Origin of the sequence: Leisingera sp. S132, from assembly GCF_025144465.1 — a bacterium.
Lineage (GTDB): Bacteria > Pseudomonadota > Alphaproteobacteria > Rhodobacterales > Rhodobacteraceae > Leisingera.
Genome location: NZ_CP083553.1, coordinates 3,366,267 through 3,385,217, shown reverse-complemented (window position 1 = coordinate 3,385,217; position 18,951 = coordinate 3,366,267). Strand labels below are relative to the sequence as shown.

The following is an 18,951-nucleotide window of genomic DNA, read 5'->3' as shown; positions in this document are numbered from 1 at the left end:
GGACGCCGCAAGACCTGCTTATTCCCGGGCGCGCAGAATGCGGGCCGGTTTGGCGGCGAGCGGCCGCAAGGCAAAGGCCAGCCCGGCCAGCAGCGTCGTCAGTACCCCGCCGGAAATCACCATCAGCGCATTGGGCCAGATCACCGCATAGCTGGTCTCGAACACATAGGCGTTGATGGCCCAGGCTCCGGCAATACCCGCCGCCAAGGCAACCAGCCCCGCCGCCGCGCCCAGCAGGGCAGAGCGCAGCGCAAAGCTTGCCAGGATCTGCTTGCGCGGCGCGCCCAGTGTTTTCAGAAGCGCTGCCTCATAGCGCCGCGCAGGCTCCCCCGCCGCCGCGGTGCCCAGCAATACCAGGAACCCGGTCAGCAGCGTCGCCGCGGCACCATAGGCGGTGGCCGCCGCCAGCTGGCGCAGGATGTCCGATACCCGGTCGATGGCATCGCGCATCCGGATGGCGGTGATATTCGGCATTTCCCGCGCCAGATCGCGCAGGATCGCCGCCTCCGCCTGTTCTTCGGCATAGACGGTGGCGATGAAGCTGTGCGGCGCACCGGCCAGCGCAGCCTCGTTCAGCACCATCACGAACCCCATTCCGGCGGTGGAGAAATCCACGTTGCGGAAGCTGGTGATGGTGCCGGTGATATCGCGGCCCAGGATGTTCAGCGTCAGCGTGTCGCCCAGTTTAAGCCCCAGTTCCTCGGCCTCCTCGGCGGCAAAGCTGATCTGCGGATCACCGGAGTAATCCTCTGGCCACCATTTGCCTGCCGTAACCTCTGTCGCCTCTGGCTGGGCGGCGGCATAGGTGATGCCGCGGTCGCCGCGCACCACCCAATGATCACCCGCGACCTCGGTGGCGGGCTGTCCGTTGATCCGGGTCAGCACCCCGCGCAGCATCGGCGCGTTCTCTACCCGGGTGACGGAGGGATCGTTCTCCACCCGCTCCAGGAATGCAGGCATCTGGCTGCGCTGGATGTCGACAAAGAAATAGCTCGGCGCCACGTCCGGCAGGTTGCCCGCAATGGCGCGGCGCATGTTGCCGTCGATCTGGCCGATGGCGGCCAGCACCGTCAGGCCCAGACCCAGAGCCAGAACCGCAGGCACCGCACCGTCGCGCGCGCTGCCGATGGACGACAGCGCCCACCGCAGGGCAGGGCGCCCGCGCGACGCCCCGGTGCCGCGGCGCGCCAGAAACCCGATCGCCAGCGCCGCCAGCAGCAGCACCACCAGCGCCCCCATCAGCCCGCCCGCGGTCCACAGCGTCAGCTGCGCCGAGCCGCTGAACCAGGCCGCCAGCCCGACCAGCGCCGCCAGCGCCACCCCGGTTGCCAGCAGGTAGCGCGGCGCGGGCAGCCGGGTGCGGCTGGCAAAAGCATCCCGGAAAAGGGAGGCCGCGCGGATGCGTTCTGCCCGCGCCAGCGGCCAAAGGGCAAAGATGAAGGCCGTGAGCACGCCATAGACAGCGGCCTCTGCCAGCGCGGACGGGTAAAGCGAAAACACAGCCGGGAACGGCAGTTGCGCTGCAATCAGCGGCCCTAGCAGGACCGGGCCAAGCCCGCCCAGCGCCAGGCCGATGCCCACGCCCACCAATGTCAGCGCGCCGATCTGCAGGAAGTAGGTCAGGAAAATCGTCTGCCGCTCCGCTCCCAGCGTGCGCAGGGTGGCAATCGTCGCGGTCTTGGTCGCCAGATAGGCGCGCACGGCGGCGGACACGCCAACCCCGCCCACTGCCAGACCGGACAGGCCGACCAGCACCAGAAACCCGCCCAGCCGCTCGACAAAGGTGGTGATCCCCGGCGCGCCGTTCCTGGCATCGCGCCAGCGCATGCCGGTGGTTTCAAAGAGGCCCTCGGCCTCTGCCTGCAAGGCGGTCAAATTGCTGCCCGCGGGCAGCTCCACCCGGTATTTGGTGTCAAATATGGTGCCGGGTTCCAGCAGGCCGGAGTCACCCAGGTCCGCTGTCCGCACCATCGTGCGCGGCCCCAGCTCAAATCCGGACGCGGCCGCATCCGGCTCCAGCGCGATCATCGCCATCAGCCGGAAGTCCTGGGTGCCAAGCCGGAAGATATCCCCGGGCTGCAGCCCCAGCCGGTCTGCCAGCACCCGGTCCATCACCCCGCCGGGCAACCCGTCCGCACCCGCCAAGGCAATTTCCAGCGGCATGTCAGGCGCAAGCTTCATTTCCCCCTTCAAGGGATAGAGCCCGTCCACCGCCTTCACCTGCGTCAATCCGCGCTCCTCGCCCACGGTGGCCATGGAGCGGAACTCGGCAACCTCGGAATGGCGCAGCGCGGTCCGGTCCAGCCAGGCGCGCTCTTCTTCAGTGGCAAAGCGGTAGGTGAAATTCAGCTCCGCATCGCCGCCCAGTATGGTGGCGCCTTCACGCTCCAGCCCGGTCTCGATCGAGGCGCGGATAGAGCCGATGGCAGCAATCACCCCGACCCCCAGCGCCAGGCAGGCCAGGAAAATGCGGAACCCCTTCAGCCCGCCGCGCAGCTCCCGCAAGGCAAAGCGCCAGGCGAGGCGGAAGGCGGCGGCATTCATTCCGCGGCCTCGCGCGCCGCGGCGTCATCCACCCGTCCGTCGCGCAGCCGTACCACCCGGTCGCAGCGCGCGGCCAATTCCGGCGCATGGGTCACCATCACCAGCGTCGCGCCATAACGGTCGCGCAGCCCGAACAGCAGATCCATCACCGCAGCCCCGTTGGCCTCATCCAGGTTGCCGGTGGGCTCATCGGCCAGCAGGATTGCGGGCCGCGGCGCCAGCGCCCGCGCCAGCGCCACCCGCTGCTGCTCGCCGCCAGACATCTGCGCCGGGAAATGGCCTGCCCGGTGGCCGAGGCCCACGGCCTCCAGTTCGGCCTGGGCGCGGGGAAAGGCATCCTTGACGCCCGCCAGCTCCAGCGGCGTTGCCACGTTTTCCAGCGCGGTCATGGTCGGGATCAGGTGAAAGCTCTGGAACACAACGCCCATGTTGTTGCGGCGGAACCGCGCCAGCGCATCCTCATCCATCGCGGTCAGATCCTGGCCCAGGGCCGTCACCGTGCCGCCGGTCGCCTGCTCCAGCCCGCCCATCAGCATCAGGAGCGACGACTTGCCCGACCCGGACGGCCCCACCAGTCCCAGCGTTTCCCCCTGCCGCACGTCCAGCGAGATTCCGTGCAAAATCTCCACCGGGCCGGTATTGCTATTCAGGGTCAAACTCGCATCTAAGAGATGCAGAACGGGGCTGTTTTGATCGGTCATCGGGCCTGCCTGTTGGATGCACCTAACGGATATGGAGTGTTTGCCGCGATGCGCAAGACATTGGCACTGCTGAGTTTGCTGCTTTTTACCAGTGCTGCCTGGGCGGAGCCGCTGCGGATCACCGCGCTCGGTGACAGCCTGGTACAGGGCTACGGGCTGCCGCAGGGCCAAGGCCTGGTGCCGCAGCTGGAACGCTGGCTGAACAATAACGGCGCTGAGGTCTCGTTGCAAAACGCAGGCGTTTCCGGCGACACCACCGCCGGCGGGGCAGAGCGCGCCGAATGGACCCTGTCGGACAATCCCGACGGGCTGATCGTTCTCTTGGGCGGCAACGACATGCTGCGCGGGCTGGCCCCGCAGGAGGCATATGCAAATCTGGAACGCATCCTGCAGACGGCTCAGGCCAAGGGGATTGAGGTTCTGCTGATCGGCATGAAGGCCCCGCGCAATTACGGGCCGGAGTACAAGCAGGATTTCGATGCAATCTACCCGCAGCTTGCGGAGGAATACGGCGCGGTGCTGCACCCGGATGCCTTTGCCGGCATCGCAGCGGCGGCCGGAAACGATCCTGCGGCAGCGCAAGATTTCATGCAGGACGACGGCATCCACCCCAACGCCAAGGGGGTGGCGCTGAATGCGGCCGCAATCGGCCCGGCTGCCCTGCAGCTGGTTGCGGCCATAGACCGCTGAAAACAGCCCCGGCCGTCAGGGCTGTTTGAAACTTTCGGTGCAGATCAGAGGATCAGGAGACCAGCGCGATATCCACTGCGGATTCACGGCCGTCGCGGCCTGCGCGCAGCTCATAGGTCACTTTCTGATTGTCTGCCAGGCCGGTCAGGCCGGAACGCTCAACAGCGGAAATATGGACAAAAATGTCCTTGCCGCCATCTTCGGGTGCAATAAAGCCGTAGCCTTTGGTGGTGTTGAACCATTTGACGGTGCCAGTGGCCATCGTCGTCTTCTCCTAAGTCGTCTCAGTTCTCTGCCCGCTTATGCGGCAGTCCGGCAAGGTTTGCAGATGATCATGACCGTACCGGGTAAGGAACAGTGATGGCATTCGCGTAACATCGCCGTGACAGAATTGGGTACGAATCCCCCTTAGCGCAAGAAAAATGCGCGGTGACGCGGGGTTCCGGGCCAGATTCCGGCGGCAGAGCGCCCAATGAACCGTCAGTTGTGCGCCTATAGCACAGTCACCACTGTGCCCAGCGGCACCCGCGCATACAGGTCCACCACATGTTCATTCAGCATCCGGATGCAGCCGTTTGACACCGAATGACCGATGGTCTGCGGCTGGTTGGTGCCGTGGATGCGGAAGTATGTGTCGATCCCGTTCTGGAACAGATACAGCGCCCGCGCACCCAGCGGATTGTCCGGCCCGCCCGGCTGGATATAGTCATTGTCGATAAATTTGGCATAGGCTCTGGGGTCGCGCTCGATCATCTCATCGGTGGGGCGCCAGGTCGGCCATTCCTTCTTGCGCTCGATCAATGCCTTGCCGGTGAATTCCAGCCCTGCTTTGCCGACACCGACCCCGTAGCGCATCGCCTTGCGCTTGTCGGTGACGAAATAGAGGTAGTAGGACCGCGGCAGAACCAGGATCTGGCCGGGGGCAAAATCCTTGCGGATGCGCACCTCCTGCGGGGTGGGGTCAAATGGCGCAGGATCCTTCTTGCGGGCCAGCGCAGGCAGCGGCAGGGCGGCGGCGGCAGTTGCGGCCAGGAAATTGCGTCGGGAAAACATGAAACCCTCACTGGTCTATGGGACTGTCCTGCCCAGTCTGAAAGCCGCGGGAACAGGCGTCAAGAGGGCCAACGACGCCGCAGCCTTGCCGTATCACAAAACCGTGATAGCTTTGTGAGCAAGGGCAGGCATTCCCGCCAGGCGTGCTGAAAAGCCCTGCAGAGGGACCGGTTTTTCAGGAGTTTTTGTTATGGGGTATTCTTTCCTGCTGCGCGCCCTTGGGGCTGCGCTTGCTCTGGCAGCTGCACCGTTTGCCGCCCTGGCCCAGGGCGGCGCAGGCTTCATCGGCACCGACCTGCACTATTCCGAACGGATGTTCGACCGGCAGGAGGATGTGACAAACAAGATTGCCACTGCCCTGCGGGCCCGCCAAAGCGGCGTGCTGGATCCTTACCGCCTGTACATCGGCGGCCGTTTCCTGGGCACGGTGATCCACGAGGAAACCAGCACCCCGGGCAAGTTTCCCATCCTGTCGCGGCTGCCGCCGACGCATACCAAAGGGTTTTCCGATACTTACGACGTGATCAACGACATCTCGCTGAATGCGACACTGACGCTGCCAATGATCACGGCCTTTGTGCAGGGCGAGTATACCGAAATCGAATATCCGGGCCAGGATGAAACCCAGCTGCGCAAATACTGGGTGGCGGTGGGAGATCTGAGCCGGTCGCCGTTCTATTTGGCGGCGGGGCGGAAAACCGTGAACTTCGGCAATTTCGCCACCTATGCGCCGTTTACCCACAGCCACAGCAACCACTATTTCTGGTCTCAGGTGGAGGACCCGCTGGTTGAGCTGGGCTATGTCACGACCCGCACCGAACTGGCGTTCTCCCTGATCCGCAACCACCGCGGCCTGCGGGTGATCAGCAGCCCCGGCAATGACGGCGGCTGGGATAATTTTGCCTTCAACGCAGCCCACAGCTTTGACGCCGGGCAGGACATGCGCGTGCGGCTGGGCGCAGGTTACCTGCGCGGTACCATCTATGACAGCATCATCGCGCACCATCCGCCCAGCCAGGGCATTGACCGCGGCTGGAACGGCGCCTGGAACCTGAACGCCACCCTCAGCGGGCGCGATTTCGACGTGATGGCAGAATTCACCCGGACCGAGGATATCTGGCCCGCAACCGGCCACCGCGTCAGCGCGCTGACGCTGCAGGGGCGCTACCGGTCACAGCTGTTCGGCAAGCCGGCCACCTGGTCAGTTGCCGCCAGCCGCGGCGTGCAGGGCGCGCAGGGCACCGAATGGGAAAGAATGGACCAAGTGATTTTCGGGCTCGAAGTCGAGGTCGCAGAGCATGTGAAGCTCGGGGTGGAATATCTGTACAATGACCGGTTCGTGCCGCTGATCCTGCCGACCATCACCGCGGATTCTGGGGTCCGGTCGGATACGCTCATCGTCGGAGCCAAACTGACTTTCTGACCGCGGCTGCCGGTCTTGCCCTTGCCGCCGCCCTGTGTGCGGCGGTATCTGCCGGGCAGGATACATCCGGAGGATCCTTTATGGGTGCCAAGACATTGACCTGCCTGACCTGCGCCCAGCTGAACCGGGTGCCGGAGGAAAAGCTCGGCAGCGCTCCGAAATGCGGCAGTTGCGGTGCGGCGCTGATGCCGTCCAAACCGGCTGATGTGGACCCGGCCACGCTGCAAAAGGCGGTGCAGAATGACGACGTGCTGCTGGTGGCGGACTTCTGGGCGCCCTGGTGCGGCCCCTGCCGGATGATGGCACCGGAATATGCCAAGGCCGCCCAGGCGCTCGCCGGCCGCGCGCGCCTGGTCAAGCTTAACACCCAGGATCACCAATCCACCGGCGCCCGCTACCGCATCCGCGGCATCCCGGCGCTGATCGCCTTTGAGCGCGGCAAGGAAAAGAAACGCCAGGCCGGAGCGATGCGCGCGGGCCAGATCATCAGCTGGCTGCGCGTCTGAAGCCGCGTCTGGGGCCGCAACCTGTCCCTCTGCCCGGGCCGCAGCCGGCCCTTGCCGGAACCACGCCGGAGATCAGAATTGATCGAGCTGCTCTCTCTGCTTGGCCCCGGGGCCGCTGCTTTTGCCGGTGCTGTCCTCCTCGCCGCCGGAACTGCCGCTGCGCCACAGCTGCAGGGCAAGCATCCCCAGCATCAGAAAAGCGGCGGCAAAAGGATACACAAGCACAATCAGCCACACCGGCCAGCCGCCTGCCGTACCGGCAGCCACGGCCAGGACAAGGCCGCCCAATACACCGAATAATGCGCTGAACCAGGCCATTCAGCCTTTCCCCCATGGTTCCCACCTGCAAAAGATAGGGCATGCACACAGGCAGGCAATACTGCAAATGATACCCTAGGGCGAATTGCGCGCGGGGCGTTATGTCAGGGGTAGTTCGTCAGGTTGTTTCTGCGAAGGCGGTGCCGCCCGATTCAGGCGGCGGCCAGCTGACCGCCGGGGGTGACCCCGCTGTCCGGCCCTGCCGCCCGGCTGAGCCAGTAGAGAAGGGCGGTTGCCAGAAGAGCCACGACAGCCCCTGCAGCCGGATAAATCAGCAGGCAGGCCCACCAGGGCAGCCCGGCAACTGCATAGCCCGCCACTGCGGCGCACAGGCCCCCAACCATACCCAGAATGATACCTGCCCAGGCCATGCCGTCCCCAATTCGTCCCCGCAGCCCGGCGCCAATGCCCGCCTGCTCCTGCGCCCATCATCCGGCCAAGAGTGTTATCAAAGCGTTAAAATTCCGGCAGTGCTTACAAACCAGCCTAAATATTTGGCGCGCAGGCCCTATTTCGAGGTCAGCGCCACCCCGTCCTTGGCCTTGGGCATCCGCCCCTTGCCCTGCTGCAGCACATGCGCCAGCTCATGCACCAGCAAGTCCGGGTTCTTGGCGTCGCCCGGTTTCATGAAGTAGATGTCGTTGCCATAGGTGAAGGCCTTGGCTTTCAGCTCTTTGCAGACATCCTTGGCGTTGCCGCCGACGTGCACCTGCACCTTGGCCAGCTTCGCCTTGGAGAAATGCGCCTCCAGCCCCTTGCGCACATCGCCGGGCAGCTTCCGGCCTTTGGTGCCCTCCGGTTCCGTCTTCAGCCGCTTGCGCTTGGCCTTCTTGCCGCCAAGGGCTTCGACTTTTGCCTTCACGTCTTCCGGTTTCAGGGGCATGAGAGATCCTTTTCAACGCTTCAATCAATACAAGGCGCGCCGGGCGCCTGACGGGATGATAGCGCAGAGCAGGGAAAAGGCGAAACGGTGCGGGCGGGACAATGTTCTGCCTTCTTGGGACGTGGCGCGCAGCGGCACGGCCCGCGCCTGACCTTCCCGTCATGCCGGAGGCATGCTTTCAGCATGACGAAGGCGCATTCGCGCCCTCCCAAGGTCAGGTCCGGGCCTTGTGTTGAGCGACAGTAGGACTCAAGGAATACAAACAAAGCAAAAATATGTCGGCAATACAGAAGCTATTCCATGTGTGGGTGCCGACTTGCCTCACCAAGCTACCGCTGCTTTTCCATCAATTTCCCGAAGAAATCGGAGTACATCGTCACCGAGTTGGTTGAAGTCCGACCGGCACGTCTCGAGATTGCTGCCGATATCGAAAAGTTCTTTTCCGCTATAGAAGTAATCTTTTCCATCCCATAGATTTAGTTGGGTTTGAGAGTAAAGGGATGAGGTGACGTACAATCCTGAGTATTCGGTCGTTTTACCGTTCTCGTTTTTTGTGAAGCGCCCGTTTTGGATTTGTCCGTGAACCACCTTGTTCCGCTTCTTGGCGAAATTGGATATTCGTCCAAACATCGACTTATTTCTTCGCTTGAGTTCTTCTGTTAGTGCGAGGGTGCATGGCCGATCAGCGGATCGGGCATTTTGAAATTCGTTCAAACGAAAATCAATGACATTTTGCGTTGCCGACATCTGCTGGCGAGAATTTCCAAGAGAACTGTAAGTCGGCAAGTTGGACACCATGTCGCCGGTGGACAACTGGCTGTGAAGTGCAAATACGCGCGTCATAAGATGTTCCCATTTAGACACGACGTATCCAATCCCAGCGTACAGCTCCACAAAATCTGTGGAGCCGTTGCTATTTGGGAAACCCGGGCGATTGATCTTGCTCACCGCACAAACTTCTTGTGCTTCAGCCGCTTGGGCTCCAGCGCATCCGGACCCAGGCGGCGCTTCTTGTCTTCTTCATAGTCCTCAAAGTTGCCCTCGAACCACTCCACATGGGCGTCGCCCTCAAAGGCCAGGATATGGGTGCAGATCCGGTCGAGGAAGAAACGGTCGTGCGAGATCACCACGGCGCAGCCGGCGAAATCGACCAGAGCGTCTTCCAGCGCCCGCAGGGTTTCCACGTCCAGGTCGTTGGTCGGTTCGTCAAGCAGCAGCACGTTGCCGCCCTCTTTCAGCAGCCGCGCCATGTGCACGCGGTTGCGCTCACCGCCGGACAGCAGGCTCAGCGGTTTCTGCTGATCGCCGCCTTTGAAGTTGAACGAGGAGCAATAGGCGCGGGAATTGACCTGCGCGTCGCCCAGCTCGATGATTTCGGCGCCGCCGGAGATCGCTTCCCAGACGGTTTCATTGTCCTTCAGGTCATCGCGCGACTGGTCGACATAAGACAGCTTCACGGTGTCGCCGTATTCCACGGAGCCGGAATCGGGCTGCTCCTGGCCGGTCAGCATCTTGAACAGGGTCGATTTACCGGCGCCGTTGGGGCCGATCACGCCGACAATGCCGCCCGGCGGCAGCGAGAAGTCGAGGCCCTCGATCAGCTGCTTGTCGCCATAGTGTTTCGCAAGGCCAGTAACCTCGATCACCTTGGAGCCGAGGCGCGGGCCGTTCGGAATGACGATCTGGGCGCGGCCGACCTTTTCGCGTTCGGACTGGCTGGCCATCTCGTTATAGGCGGCAATACGCGCCTTGGACTTCGCCTGGCGGGCTTTCTGGCCCTGCTGCATCCATTCCAGTTCGCGCTCCAGCGTCTTCTGCTTGGCCTTGTCCTCGCGGGCTTCCTGCGCCAGGCGTTTCGCCTTCTGCTCCAGCCAGGCGGAGTAGTTGCCTTCGTAGGGAATGCCGCGGCCGCGGTCGAGTTCCAGGATCCAGCCGGTGATATCATCCAGGAAATAACGGTCGTGGGTGACGCAGAGGATGGTGCCCTTGTAGTCGATCAGGTGCTGCTGCAGCCAGGCGATGGTCTCGGCGTCCAGGTGGTTGGTCGGTTCGTCGAGGAGCAGCATGTCGGGCGCCTCAAGCAGCAGCTTGCACAGCGCGACGCGGCGGCGTTCACCGCCCGACAGATCCTTGATCGGCGCATCATCCGGAGGGCAGCGCAGCGCCTCCATGGAGACGTCGACCTGACTGTCCAGGTCCCACAGGTTCTGGGCGTCGATCTCGTCCTGCAGCTTGGCCATCTCCTCGGCGGTCTCGTCCGAGTAGTTCATCGCCAATTCATTGTAACGGTCCAGAATCGCTTTCTTTTCCGCCACGCCCAGCATGACGTTTTCGCGCACGCTGAGGCTCTCGTCCAGCTGCGGCTCCTGCGGCAGGTAGCCGACCTTGGCGCCCTCAGCGGCCCAGGCCTCGCCGGTGAAATCCTTGTCGAGGCCGGCCATGATCTTCATCAGCGTGGACTTACCGGCGCCGTTGACGCCGACCACACCGATCTTCACGCCGGGCAGAAAGGAGAGGTGGATGTTTTCAAAGCATTTCTTGCCACCCGGGTAGGTCTTGGAGACACCCTGCATGTGGTAGACGTACTGGTAGGAGGCCATGTGCTCGCTCCGTTAAGGGGGAAATTCGCTGGCGGGAGTGATAGCGGATGGGCGGCGGCGGGGCAATGCGGGAAGCAGGCCTGCGCGAGGGGGTGCCAAGCGTGCACCCCCTGTGCACCGGGTGGTGCCGTTTGCGTTATTTCAGAACGGATGCAGCAAGTCCCCCGGGACGTGGCACGCAGCGGCACGGCCCGCGCCTGACCTTCCCCCTGGTGATTTTTGGGCCTTGGGAAGAAGTACCCGAGGTTATGTCATTTTGAATCTCTCTAGATGATAATCAGCCAGATGATTGATGTATGTCGTCAGGTTGCCATGAGCCCTAAGCAAGCGAGCGAAAACGCCCCTGTGATCCACTGACAGTATGGCACCTTGCGCAGTCAACCCAAACGCATTGTTCCATATCTCTTGGTAAAGCGGACGTATTTCGTTTGAGGATATGTTTCCAAGTGAGAAACATTCCTTAAAACTCCGCGGGTCGAAACCTTCATATTTCAGATTTGGGTACTTCTCCGGTAGTAACGCCTTTGCTACTGCCAGCCCTGCAAGTATCAAACTCACTTCGGGTGGCAGTTGTGTTGATTCTTCTGGGGTCAACGCAATGACGGACAGGACGCGATCCACGTCTCTAAGGGAAACTGGGTGGTCTCGAACTAGGGCTTGCAGCATCCATTTAGTTTGGATCGCAAGAGTTTCTCGTTCTTCCGACAGGCCTAATGCAATGCATTGGGCGGAAAAATAATTCTCCCACAGTTCATCTTTGCTGTTTGGTTTTGTCCTGCGTGGAATTGCAAAATACAGGGAAATGAATTTCTGCAGATACGTCTCAGCATCCACTCCGCTCCCATACCGCGCCCGCACCGAATTCTGCAGCTCCGTCAGATTCACCCCCAGCACAAAATGCACGCCGTCCACGTTGAAGAAATGCTTGATGATCTCCAGCAGCGACAGCGCGTAGTCCGGGCGGCAGCGGTCCAGCTCGTCGATGACAATGACCAGCTTGCGCTGGGGATGCCCAGTTTCGTCGGGTTCCGTCAGTTCGGTCAGTGCCAAGCGAAACGCCTCCATCGCGGCAATCCGGGCGTCGTGGGCATTCCAGAATTTCTCGGCTTCATCGTCGCCCGCGTCACTGCTGAGAAAGGCCTTGGCTTCTTCGCTTGCGGATTTGGCGATCTCGTCGCCCATGCCGCTCAGGATTTCGGTGGCGCCGAAGGTAACAGCGGAGAGGCCAATGCGCCCCGCAGCTTTGCTGACTGCCCAGGCTGATTTCTTCAATTTCGATCTGCGGGCAGACGCTCTTGCCTGATCTGTTTCCTGCTTTCCCGCTTCTGGGTCTCGGAACCGTTCGGCAATCTCCCCGGTCAGCGCAATCAGCGGGTCATCCAGAAAATCATGCTGGAACGCATCGAAATAGACGGTCTGGGTGGTGTTTCCCTGCCGTTTCAGATGCTCCCCCACCCAGCATTTCAGAAAGAACGACTTGCCCGACCCCCAGGCGCCGTCCAGCGCGATCACCAGCGGGTCGTCGATGCGTTCGACCAGATCAGACAGTTTGTCTCCGGTCTCTTCCCGGTTCAGCTGGTCGTGCTTGGCAAAACCATCTTTATACAACTCAATCTTCGGCTCCGGCACGGTCAGGCGCATCGTGGTCTCCGCTCTTTGCACTCAATGCGTGCATCGAACGCCGAACCCTAGGGGATGGCAAGGTCCGATCTCTTCCCGTCCCTCGCGTTTTGCAGAGGCAGTCCCCCTCACATCTTCCACTTCTTCTTCACGCTGTCCGGCACCGGGTAGATCAGTTTGCGGTTGTCGAAGTGGTGGCACTTGATGCCTTCGCTGTTGCGCTCCGCCAGGTAGCGCAGGCAGGTGGACAGCGCGCTGATGATCTTGGGATCGGTGCGGGTGGTCACATCCACCGCCTGGCCTGACAAGTGGCGCGAGATGTATTTCCAGTTGGCCTTCTTGAACATGCACGCGATGAAACCCTTCTTGTCCCCCGCTTGCACAAACCCGTCCAGCTCCAGCCGCAGGTCCTCGTTGCTTTTCAGGTAGGAATAGATCCTGCCGCGCTTCAGATGGCTGTTCCAGCCGCCGTACATGGCGCTGGCCTGGCCCTTCTTGTCACGCAGGCCGGAGACCACATGGATGGTTTCGCCGTAGTGGGAGGAGACCTCGTAGAGCACGTCGAGGATCTTCTTCTGCACCCCTTGCGTCTTTCCCGTCAGGCGGCCCGGCTTGCACAGGCCGCCGGTGTCCACGGTTTTGATGACGTTTTCCGCGGCCTTCTTCTGCGCTTCCTTGGCGGCTTTCTCTGCCGCTTGCCTGGCAGCTGTCTGCGGGTCCTCGCCCTTTTTTGCGCCCTTGGCGAAATAACTGTCGTAGAGCGAGGTGGCATAGTCCTCGATCTCCTCCAGCAGCGCGGCCCAGCCGCCCTTGTCCAGCGACTTGGCCTTGGCCTCCTTCATCACCGCGTCCTTGGCGGCCTTCACCGCCTTGGCCTTGGCGTCTTCCTTAGCCTTTTCGTCCTGTTTTTCCTTGGCCTTCTTCTCAGCCTTGGCCTTGCCGGGACCTGCGTTCAGCTTCTTGATGGTGGTCTTGCCAGGGTCGATGCGGCAGTCGGGCTTGAAGCCGCAGATCTCCTGCTGGAACTGGCCGATCATCTTCTCCAGCACCGGCGTCGGGGTGCCGTCGGGTTTGACCTTCTTGATCCCGGACTGGCCGGCAAAGGCATTCAGCAGCTGTTGAACGGTTTTGACGTCTTCGGGCAGGTTCTTGCCCTTGCGCCCGACGGAGGCGGAAAGCTTGGCAGCCATGGTGAACTCGCATATTGGAACCAGCGGGCCGGAAACACTGCCCGCGCAATAAAATTCTACACCCAAAGCGGCGTTTCAGGCAATCTGCGCAGGGTTGTGCAGCACCGGTGCGTGTGGCGATTGATCTCAGCCGGAAACTATGCGCATCAAGGCCTTCATGGTTTGCAAGCTGCCGCATATCCGCCCGGGCATGACCGTCGGGCTCTTGGGGGGATCCTTTGATCCGCCGCACCGCGGCCATGCGGCGATTTCCCATGCGGCGCTGAAACGCTTCGGGCTCGACCACCTGTTCTGGCTGGTGTCGCCCGGCAACCCGCTGAAGACCCGGCAGCCGGCGTCTTTGCAGCGCCGGATCGCTGCGGCAGAGGCGCTGGTGCAGCACCCCCGCATCCACATCAGCGGCATCGAGGCGGACCTTGGCACCCGCTACACCGCCCAGACCCTGCGCCACCTGCGCCGCCGCCATCCGGGCGTGCGGTTCGTCTGGCTGATGGGGGCCGACAACCTCACCCATTTCCACCGTTGGAAGGACTGGCAGCAGATCCTGGATACGGTGCCGGTAGGTGTGCTGGCGCGGCCTGGCGACCGGATTTCGGCCCGGTTTTCCCCGGCAGCGCGGATTTACCGCCATGCGATGCTGAAAGGCAGCGAAAGCCAGCTGCTGGCGCAGGCCGAAAGCCCGGCCTGGTGTTTTGTCAATCTGCCGATGGTGGATGCCAGCTCGACGGAAATCCGCGCCCGCGGCGGCTGGTCAGCGCCGCAGGAGGGCTGAGGCCAGCCCGGCCGACAGCACCACCGCCAGCCCGGCCCAGGTCCAGGCGTCCGGCAGCTGGCTGAACACCGCCCAGCCCAGGCCGACCGCGGCGACCAGCTGGAAATAGACCATCGGCGCCAGCTTCACCGCCTGCACCCGGCCATAGGCAAACAGCAGCAAGAGGTTGCCCATCATCGAGAACGCCGCACTCCCCACCGTCAGCGCCGCGGTGGCGGGGGTGAACTCCGGCAGGCTGGCGAGGCCCAGCGGCAGCATCAGCAGGGCCGGCAGCAGCAGCTGGGTCAGGCTCAGCTCCAGCGGTGTGCCGACATGCGCCAGCCAGCGCGAGCTGGTCAGGAAGCCGCCGTAGAAACAGCCCGCCAGCACCGCCCAGAGCAGATTGACCGAGCCGCCGAACCCCGGCCGCACCACCACCAGCACGCCCAGGAACCCCAGCGCCATCAGCAGGCTGCGCAGGCCAGTTGCCTGCTCGCGCAACAACAGCACCGACAGCACGTAGCTGACCACCGGCCCGATGAAGAAGGCGGCAAAGACATTGGCCAGCGGTTCGGTCTGCAGCGCCAGCTGGATCGAGAAGATGCCGCCGGTCAGCAATCCGGCGCGCAGCCACAGCCGCCAGTCGCCCAGCAGGGAGTACGCCCGGCGCGGCACAAACGGCAGGATCAGCGCGGTGCCGATGGCAAAGCGGGACCAGGCGACAAAGGCGGGCGTGGCCAGCCCGGCGCCGGTCAGCAGCTTCCCGCACAGGTCGCCTGCGGGGATCATTGACATGGCCGCGAACATGAGGAGTACTGCCTGAAACATGGCTGCCAGCGGTAGCAGGACTTGCCAGTGTGAAAAAGCCCGGACCTTGCGGCGCAAAGCTGCGGATCGGGGATTGAAGTAGAGCCGCTCCTGATCCTAAAAATGAACAAGATGACTTCACGCCGGACATTCCTCCTTTCCGGGCTTGCCGCTTTGGCGGGCTCCTCTGCGCTGGCGAATGCGCCGGCGGTTTCGCTGCGGCCTGTTGCCCGCAAGGTGAGTTCCCTGGCGGCGGGCGCAGACGGCCTGAAGGCGCTGATTGAACGCGCGGGGCTGCGCGGCGAGGCGGTCTGCGCGGTGGCGGATGTGAAGACCGGCCAAGTGCTGGAATCCTCCGGCGGCACCCAGGCCCTGCCGCCTGCCAGCGTCGCCAAGGCGCTGACCGCGCTTTACGCGCTGGACGTGCTGGGGGCGGACCACCGGTTCGAGACCCGCATCCTGGCCACCGGCGGTGTTGCGGGCGGCGTGGTGAACGGCGACCTGATCCTGGCGGGCGGCGGCGACCCGCTCTTGAACACCGATCATCTGGCGCTGCTGGCAAAATCGCTGAAGACCGCCGGCGTGCGCGAGGTGCGCGGCAAGTTCCTGATCTGGGACGGCGCGCTGCCCATCGTTAAAACCATCGACCCGGACCAGCCCGATCATGTCGGCTATTCCCCTGCGGTTTCCGGCATCTCGCTGAACTTCAACCGGGTGCATTTCGAGTGGAAGCGCGCCGCCAGCGGCGGCTGGGCGATCACCATGGACGCCCGCACCGAGAAATACCGCCCCGAGGTCGCCACCGCCCGGATGGAGATCCAGTCCCGCGCGGTGCCGGTCTTCACCTATGCGGAAAAAAGCGGTGTGGACCACTGGACCGTCGCCTCCAAGGCGCTGGGCAAGGGCGGCTCCCGCTGGCTGCCGGTGCGCAACCCGGCCGCGTATGCGGGGGACGTGTTCCGCACCATGGCGCGGGCAAACGGCATCAAGCTGCCGAAGCCCAAGGAGACCCGCGCGCTGCCCTCAGCCGCCCTGCTGGCTCAGCACCACAGCCCGCCGCTGGATGTGCTGCTAAAGGCGATGCTGAAATATTCCAACAACCTGATGGCAGAGATGATCGGCATGTCCGCAACCGCGGCCCGCGCCGGCCGCCCGGCCTCGCTCAAGGCGTCAGCAGCGGAGATGAGCCGCTGGGCCGCGGCCAAATACGGCATGTCCGGCAGCCGGCTGGTGGATCACTCCGGCCTTGGCGAAGATTCCCGGATGACACCGGCGGATCTGACCGGCGCGCTGGTGGCAGCCTATAAGGCGGGCCAGCTGAAACCGCTCTTGAAATCTTTCCAGATGCGCGACGCCAAGGGCCGCATCATCAAAGGGCACCCGATCAAGGTCGCTGCCAAGACCGGCACGCTGAACTTCGTCTCCGGTCTCGGCGGCTTCATGACCGCGGCAGATGGCACCGTGCTGGCCTTTGCCATCTTCAGTGCGGACCAGAAGACCCGCGACCGCCTGACCCGGGCGCAGCGCGAGCGCCCCCAGGGCGCCAAGAGCTGGAACCGCCGGGCCAAGCAGCTGCAGCAGCAGCTGATCGAACGCTGGGGCGCGGTTTACGGCAGTTAGGCTCTGACTGGTCTGGGAAAATTTTCACTTTCCGGACGTTTGCGCTGGGCCGGTTTGCAGGCAGACCGGCGTGCGGAAACTGCCTGCCGGGAACGCAAAGGATCAGACCATGACCGAGTATTTCAATGACCACGGCCAGCCCATCGGTGCTGCGCTGCCGGACTGGCAGGGCGCGCGCCTTCCCGGCCACGAGGGTCTGACAGGCCGCTATTGCCGGGTTGAGCCGCTGGACGCCGCGCGCCACACTGCGGATCTGTTTGCCGCCTTCAGTCAGGACCCCAGCGGCGCGATCTGGACCTATATTCCCTGGGGGCCGTTTGGCACCGAAGCCGGGCTGCACGCCTGGATCCAGGGGGCCAGCGGCGTTGATGCGCAGCCTTATTTCGCTATCGTCAACGGCGCCAGCGGCCGGGCCGAAGGGGTGGCCAGCTACATGCGGATCAAGCCCGAACATGGCGTGGTCGAGGTCGGCGGCATCACCTATGCACCTTCCCTGCAGCGCACGCCCGCCGCGACAGAGGCGATGTTCCTGATGATGGCGCGGGTGTTCAACGACCTCGGCTACCGCCGCTATGAGTGGAAATGCGACGCGCTGAACGCGCCCTCCTGCCGGGCGGCAGAGCGGCTGGGCTTCACCTATGAGGGGCTGTTCCGCCAGGCCGTCGTCTATAAGGGCCGCAACCGCGACACCGCCTGGTTTGCGGTGCTGGACAGCGAATGGCCGCGGCTGGAGGCGGCTTATGCCGAATGGCTCGATCCCGGCAATTTCGACGCTGAGGGGCAGCAGAAACAGAGCCTAAGCAGGCTTATCGCGGCCCATCGGCGGTAGCGTCCGCCACCGTGCGCCCGGTTTGCGGGTCATACAATCCGCCGCCCAGATGCGCGTGGCCCCAGCCCATGATCTGCAGCAGCAGGGGCTCCAGGCTGCGGCCCGCCTCCGTCAGCGCATAGCGGTAGCGCACCGGCCGGTCCTGATAGGCTTCGCGCGTCACCAGCCCCAGTGCCATCAGCCGCTTCAGCCGCTCTGACAGCAGGTTGGCAGCGATATGCTCCTCGCTTGCCTGCAGCTCCTGGAACGTATGCTTGCCGTGCCACATCAGGTCGCGCACCACCAAAAGCGTCCACTTGTCCCCCAGCACATCCAGCGTGCGGGCAATCGAACAGCGCGAGCGGAATTGGGTCTGCGGCTGGGTCATGGCGCGGCTCCGGTGAGTTTTCCTGCCCTTTGCATTTAATGGCTTTCAAAATGAAAGTCACCTCTGCATAGTCACTTTAAATTTGAAAGTGAGTCGCACAGCAAGGGAGACCCGCAGCATGAACGCCATCGGAAACACGCCGCTTGTTCAATTGAAGCATCTGACCACCCCGGACATGGCAGAGGTCTGGGTGAAATGGGAAGGCGCCAATCCCACCGGCAGCATGAAGGACCGGATGGCGCTGTCGATGATCAAAGGGGCGGAGCGGCGCGGCGATCTGAAACCCGGCGGCAGGGTGGTGGAATACACCGGCGGCAGCACCGGCAGCTCGCTGGCGATGGTCTGCGCCACCCGCGGCTACCGCGCGCATTTCGTCTCCTCCAACGCGTTCTCGGAGGAGAAGCTGCAGACCATGCGCGCCTATGGCGCCGAGGTGGAGATCATCCACGCCGAGGGCGGCATCCTGACCGCCAGCGTGATCGACCGCACCATTGCGCGGGCCAGGGAACTGGCGGCGGAACCGGGCGTGTTCTGGACCGATCAGGTGAACAACATGGACAACAAACGCGGCTACCACGGTATGGCGCGGGAGATCCTGTCGCAGCTGGACGGGCGGGTGGATGAATTTGTCATGGCCACCGGCGGCGGCGGCTGCATCTCCGGCAATGCAGAGGTGCTGAAGGAGGTGAACCCCGAAACCCGCGTTATTGCCATCGAGCCCTACCACGTGCGCAACCTGTCGGGCGGCGACACCAGCGGCACCCACCAGCTGGAGGGGATCGGCCTCTCCTTCCTGCCCAAGATCCTGCGCCGCGATCTGGTTGACGATGTGGTGCCGGTCCGGGACGAGGACGCCTTTGCCGCAGCCCGTATGCTGGCGCAGCAGGAGGGATTGCTGGGCGGCATCACCTCAGGCGCCAACATCCGGGCGGCGCTGCAGCGGGCGCGGGCGCTGGGGCCGGGCAAGCGGGTGGTCACCGTGGTGATCGACACCGGCCTGCGCTACCTCAAGTCCGCGCTCTACCGTTGACCGGTCTGGCGCAGACGTG

At 63.5% G+C, this 18,951-nt stretch carries 20 protein-coding genes; 7 read left to right on the top strand and 13 right to left on the bottom strand.

The window, feature by feature from the left end; all coding sequences use genetic code 11:
- Positions 1–18: 18 nt before the first annotated feature.
- Both K3725_RS16740 and K3725_RS16735 read right to left on the bottom strand, forming a co-directional pair.
- Positions 19–2,544 (bottom strand): ABC transporter permease, encoded by a 2,526-nt coding sequence (locus K3725_RS16740; protein ID WP_260016399.1) that lies wholly within the window; start codon positions 2,542–2,544, stop codon positions 19–21.
- On the bottom strand, positions 2,541–3,245 hold the full coding sequence (locus tag K3725_RS16735) for an ABC transporter ATP-binding protein (RefSeq protein WP_260016398.1): 705 nt from the start codon (positions 3,243–3,245) through the stop codon (positions 2,541–2,543). The genes K3725_RS16740 and K3725_RS16735 overlap by 4 nt, the downstream gene beginning before the upstream one ends.
- A gap of 48 nt (positions 3,246–3,293) precedes the next feature.
- Between K3725_RS16735 and K3725_RS16730 the strand changes: the two genes are divergently transcribed.
- Positions 3,294–3,935, top strand: a complete 642-nt coding sequence (locus tag K3725_RS16730; protein WP_260016397.1) for an arylesterase — start codon at positions 3,294–3,296, stop codon at positions 3,933–3,935.
- A 52-nt stretch (positions 3,936–3,987) separates the two neighbouring features.
- On the opposite strand, the gene K3725_RS16725 is transcribed toward K3725_RS16730, so the two are convergent.
- Both K3725_RS16725 and K3725_RS16720 read right to left on the bottom strand, forming a co-directional pair.
- Positions 3,988–4,197 carry a cold-shock protein gene (locus K3725_RS16725; protein ID WP_008557431.1) on the bottom strand — a complete coding sequence of 70 codons (210 nt, stop codon included), beginning with the start codon at positions 4,195–4,197 and terminating at the stop codon, positions 3,988–3,990.
- A gap of 230 nt (positions 4,198–4,427) precedes the next feature.
- A complete protein-coding gene (locus K3725_RS16720; protein ID WP_260016396.1) occupies positions 4,428–4,988 on the bottom strand; it encodes a L,D-transpeptidase in 561 nt (186 codons plus the stop codon).
- A gap of 190 nt (positions 4,989–5,178) precedes the next feature.
- Here K3725_RS16720 and K3725_RS16715 point away from each other — a divergent pair, with 190 nt between their 5' ends.
- Both K3725_RS16715 and K3725_RS16710 read left to right on the top strand, forming a co-directional pair.
- Positions 5,179–6,411 (top strand): hypothetical protein, encoded by a 1,233-nt coding sequence (locus tag K3725_RS16715; protein WP_260016395.1) that lies wholly within the window; start codon positions 5,179–5,181, stop codon positions 6,409–6,411.
- Between the two features lie 80 nt (positions 6,412–6,491).
- Positions 6,492–6,917, top strand: a complete 426-nt coding sequence (locus tag K3725_RS16710) for a thioredoxin domain-containing protein (RefSeq protein ID WP_260016394.1) — start codon at positions 6,492–6,494, stop codon at positions 6,915–6,917.
- Between the two features lie 72 nt (positions 6,918–6,989).
- Here the strand turns inward: K3725_RS16710 and K3725_RS16705 are convergent, their stop codons facing one another.
- From K3725_RS16705 to K3725_RS16675, 7 genes are all read right to left on the bottom strand, one after another.
- Positions 6,990–7,235 carry a hypothetical protein gene (locus tag K3725_RS16705; protein WP_260016393.1) on the bottom strand — a complete coding sequence of 82 codons (246 nt, stop codon included), beginning with the start codon at positions 7,233–7,235 and terminating at the stop codon, positions 6,990–6,992.
- 152 nt (positions 7,236–7,387) lie between these two features.
- Complete coding sequence (locus tag K3725_RS16700; protein ID WP_260016392.1) at positions 7,388–7,606, bottom strand: hypothetical protein; 219 nt, start codon at positions 7,604–7,606, stop codon at positions 7,388–7,390.
- A gap of 137 nt (positions 7,607–7,743) precedes the next feature.
- Positions 7,744–8,118, bottom strand: coding sequence for a DUF4157 domain-containing protein (locus K3725_RS16695; protein WP_260016391.1), 375 nt, complete (start codon positions 8,116–8,118; stop codon positions 7,744–7,746).
- A gap of 321 nt (positions 8,119–8,439) precedes the next feature.
- Complete coding sequence (locus K3725_RS16690) at positions 8,440–9,066, bottom strand: hypothetical protein (RefSeq protein WP_260016390.1); 627 nt, start codon at positions 9,064–9,066, stop codon at positions 8,440–8,442.
- Positions 9,063–10,718: an energy-dependent translational throttle protein EttA gene (gene ettA, locus K3725_RS16685; RefSeq protein WP_260016389.1), complete on the bottom strand. Its 1,656-nt coding sequence runs from the start codon at positions 10,716–10,718 to the stop codon at positions 9,063–9,065. The genes K3725_RS16690 and ettA overlap by 4 nt, the downstream gene beginning before the upstream one ends.
- 246 nt (positions 10,719–10,964) lie before the next feature.
- Positions 10,965–12,359, bottom strand: coding sequence for a KAP family NTPase (locus K3725_RS16680; protein ID WP_260016388.1), 1,395 nt, complete (start codon positions 12,357–12,359; stop codon positions 10,965–10,967).
- Positions 12,360–12,466: 107 nt separating this feature from the next.
- Positions 12,467–13,528, bottom strand: coding sequence for a peptidoglycan-binding domain-containing protein (locus tag K3725_RS16675; RefSeq protein WP_260016387.1), 1,062 nt, complete (start codon positions 13,526–13,528; stop codon positions 12,467–12,469).
- Between the two features lie 139 nt (positions 13,529–13,667).
- On the opposite strand from K3725_RS16675, the gene K3725_RS16670 reads away from it, so the two are divergent.
- Entirely contained in the window at positions 13,668–14,300 is a 633-nt protein-coding gene (locus K3725_RS16670; RefSeq protein ID WP_260016386.1) for a nicotinate-nucleotide adenylyltransferase, read from the top strand.
- Here the strand turns inward: K3725_RS16670 and K3725_RS16665 are convergent.
- Positions 14,280–15,086, bottom strand: coding sequence for a DMT family transporter (locus K3725_RS16665; protein WP_260016385.1), 807 nt, complete (start codon positions 15,084–15,086; stop codon positions 14,280–14,282). The genes K3725_RS16670 and K3725_RS16665 overlap by 21 nt on opposite strands.
- Positions 15,087–15,218: 132 nt before the next feature.
- Between K3725_RS16665 and dacB the strand changes: the two genes are divergently transcribed.
- Both dacB and K3725_RS16655 read left to right on the top strand, forming a co-directional pair.
- On the top strand, positions 15,219–16,706 hold the full coding sequence (gene dacB, locus K3725_RS16660; RefSeq protein WP_260018627.1) for a D-alanyl-D-alanine carboxypeptidase/D-alanyl-D-alanine-endopeptidase: 1,488 nt from the start codon (positions 15,219–15,221) through the stop codon (positions 16,704–16,706).
- Positions 16,707–16,815: 109 nt separating this feature from the next.
- A complete protein-coding gene (locus K3725_RS16655; protein WP_260016384.1) occupies positions 16,816–17,535 on the top strand; it encodes a GNAT family N-acetyltransferase in 720 nt (239 codons plus the stop codon).
- Here the strand turns inward: K3725_RS16655 and K3725_RS16650 are convergent.
- Complete coding sequence (locus K3725_RS16650) at positions 17,513–17,902, bottom strand: helix-turn-helix domain-containing protein (RefSeq protein WP_260016383.1); 390 nt, start codon at positions 17,900–17,902, stop codon at positions 17,513–17,515. The two genes, K3725_RS16655 and K3725_RS16650, sit on opposite strands and share 23 nt — an antisense overlap.
- Before the next feature lie 118 nt (positions 17,903–18,020).
- Between K3725_RS16650 and K3725_RS16645 the strand changes: the two genes are divergently transcribed.
- Complete coding sequence (locus K3725_RS16645) at positions 18,021–18,932, top strand: PLP-dependent cysteine synthase family protein (RefSeq protein WP_260016382.1); 912 nt, start codon at positions 18,021–18,023, stop codon at positions 18,930–18,932.
- Positions 18,933–18,951: the final 19 nt, after the last annotated feature.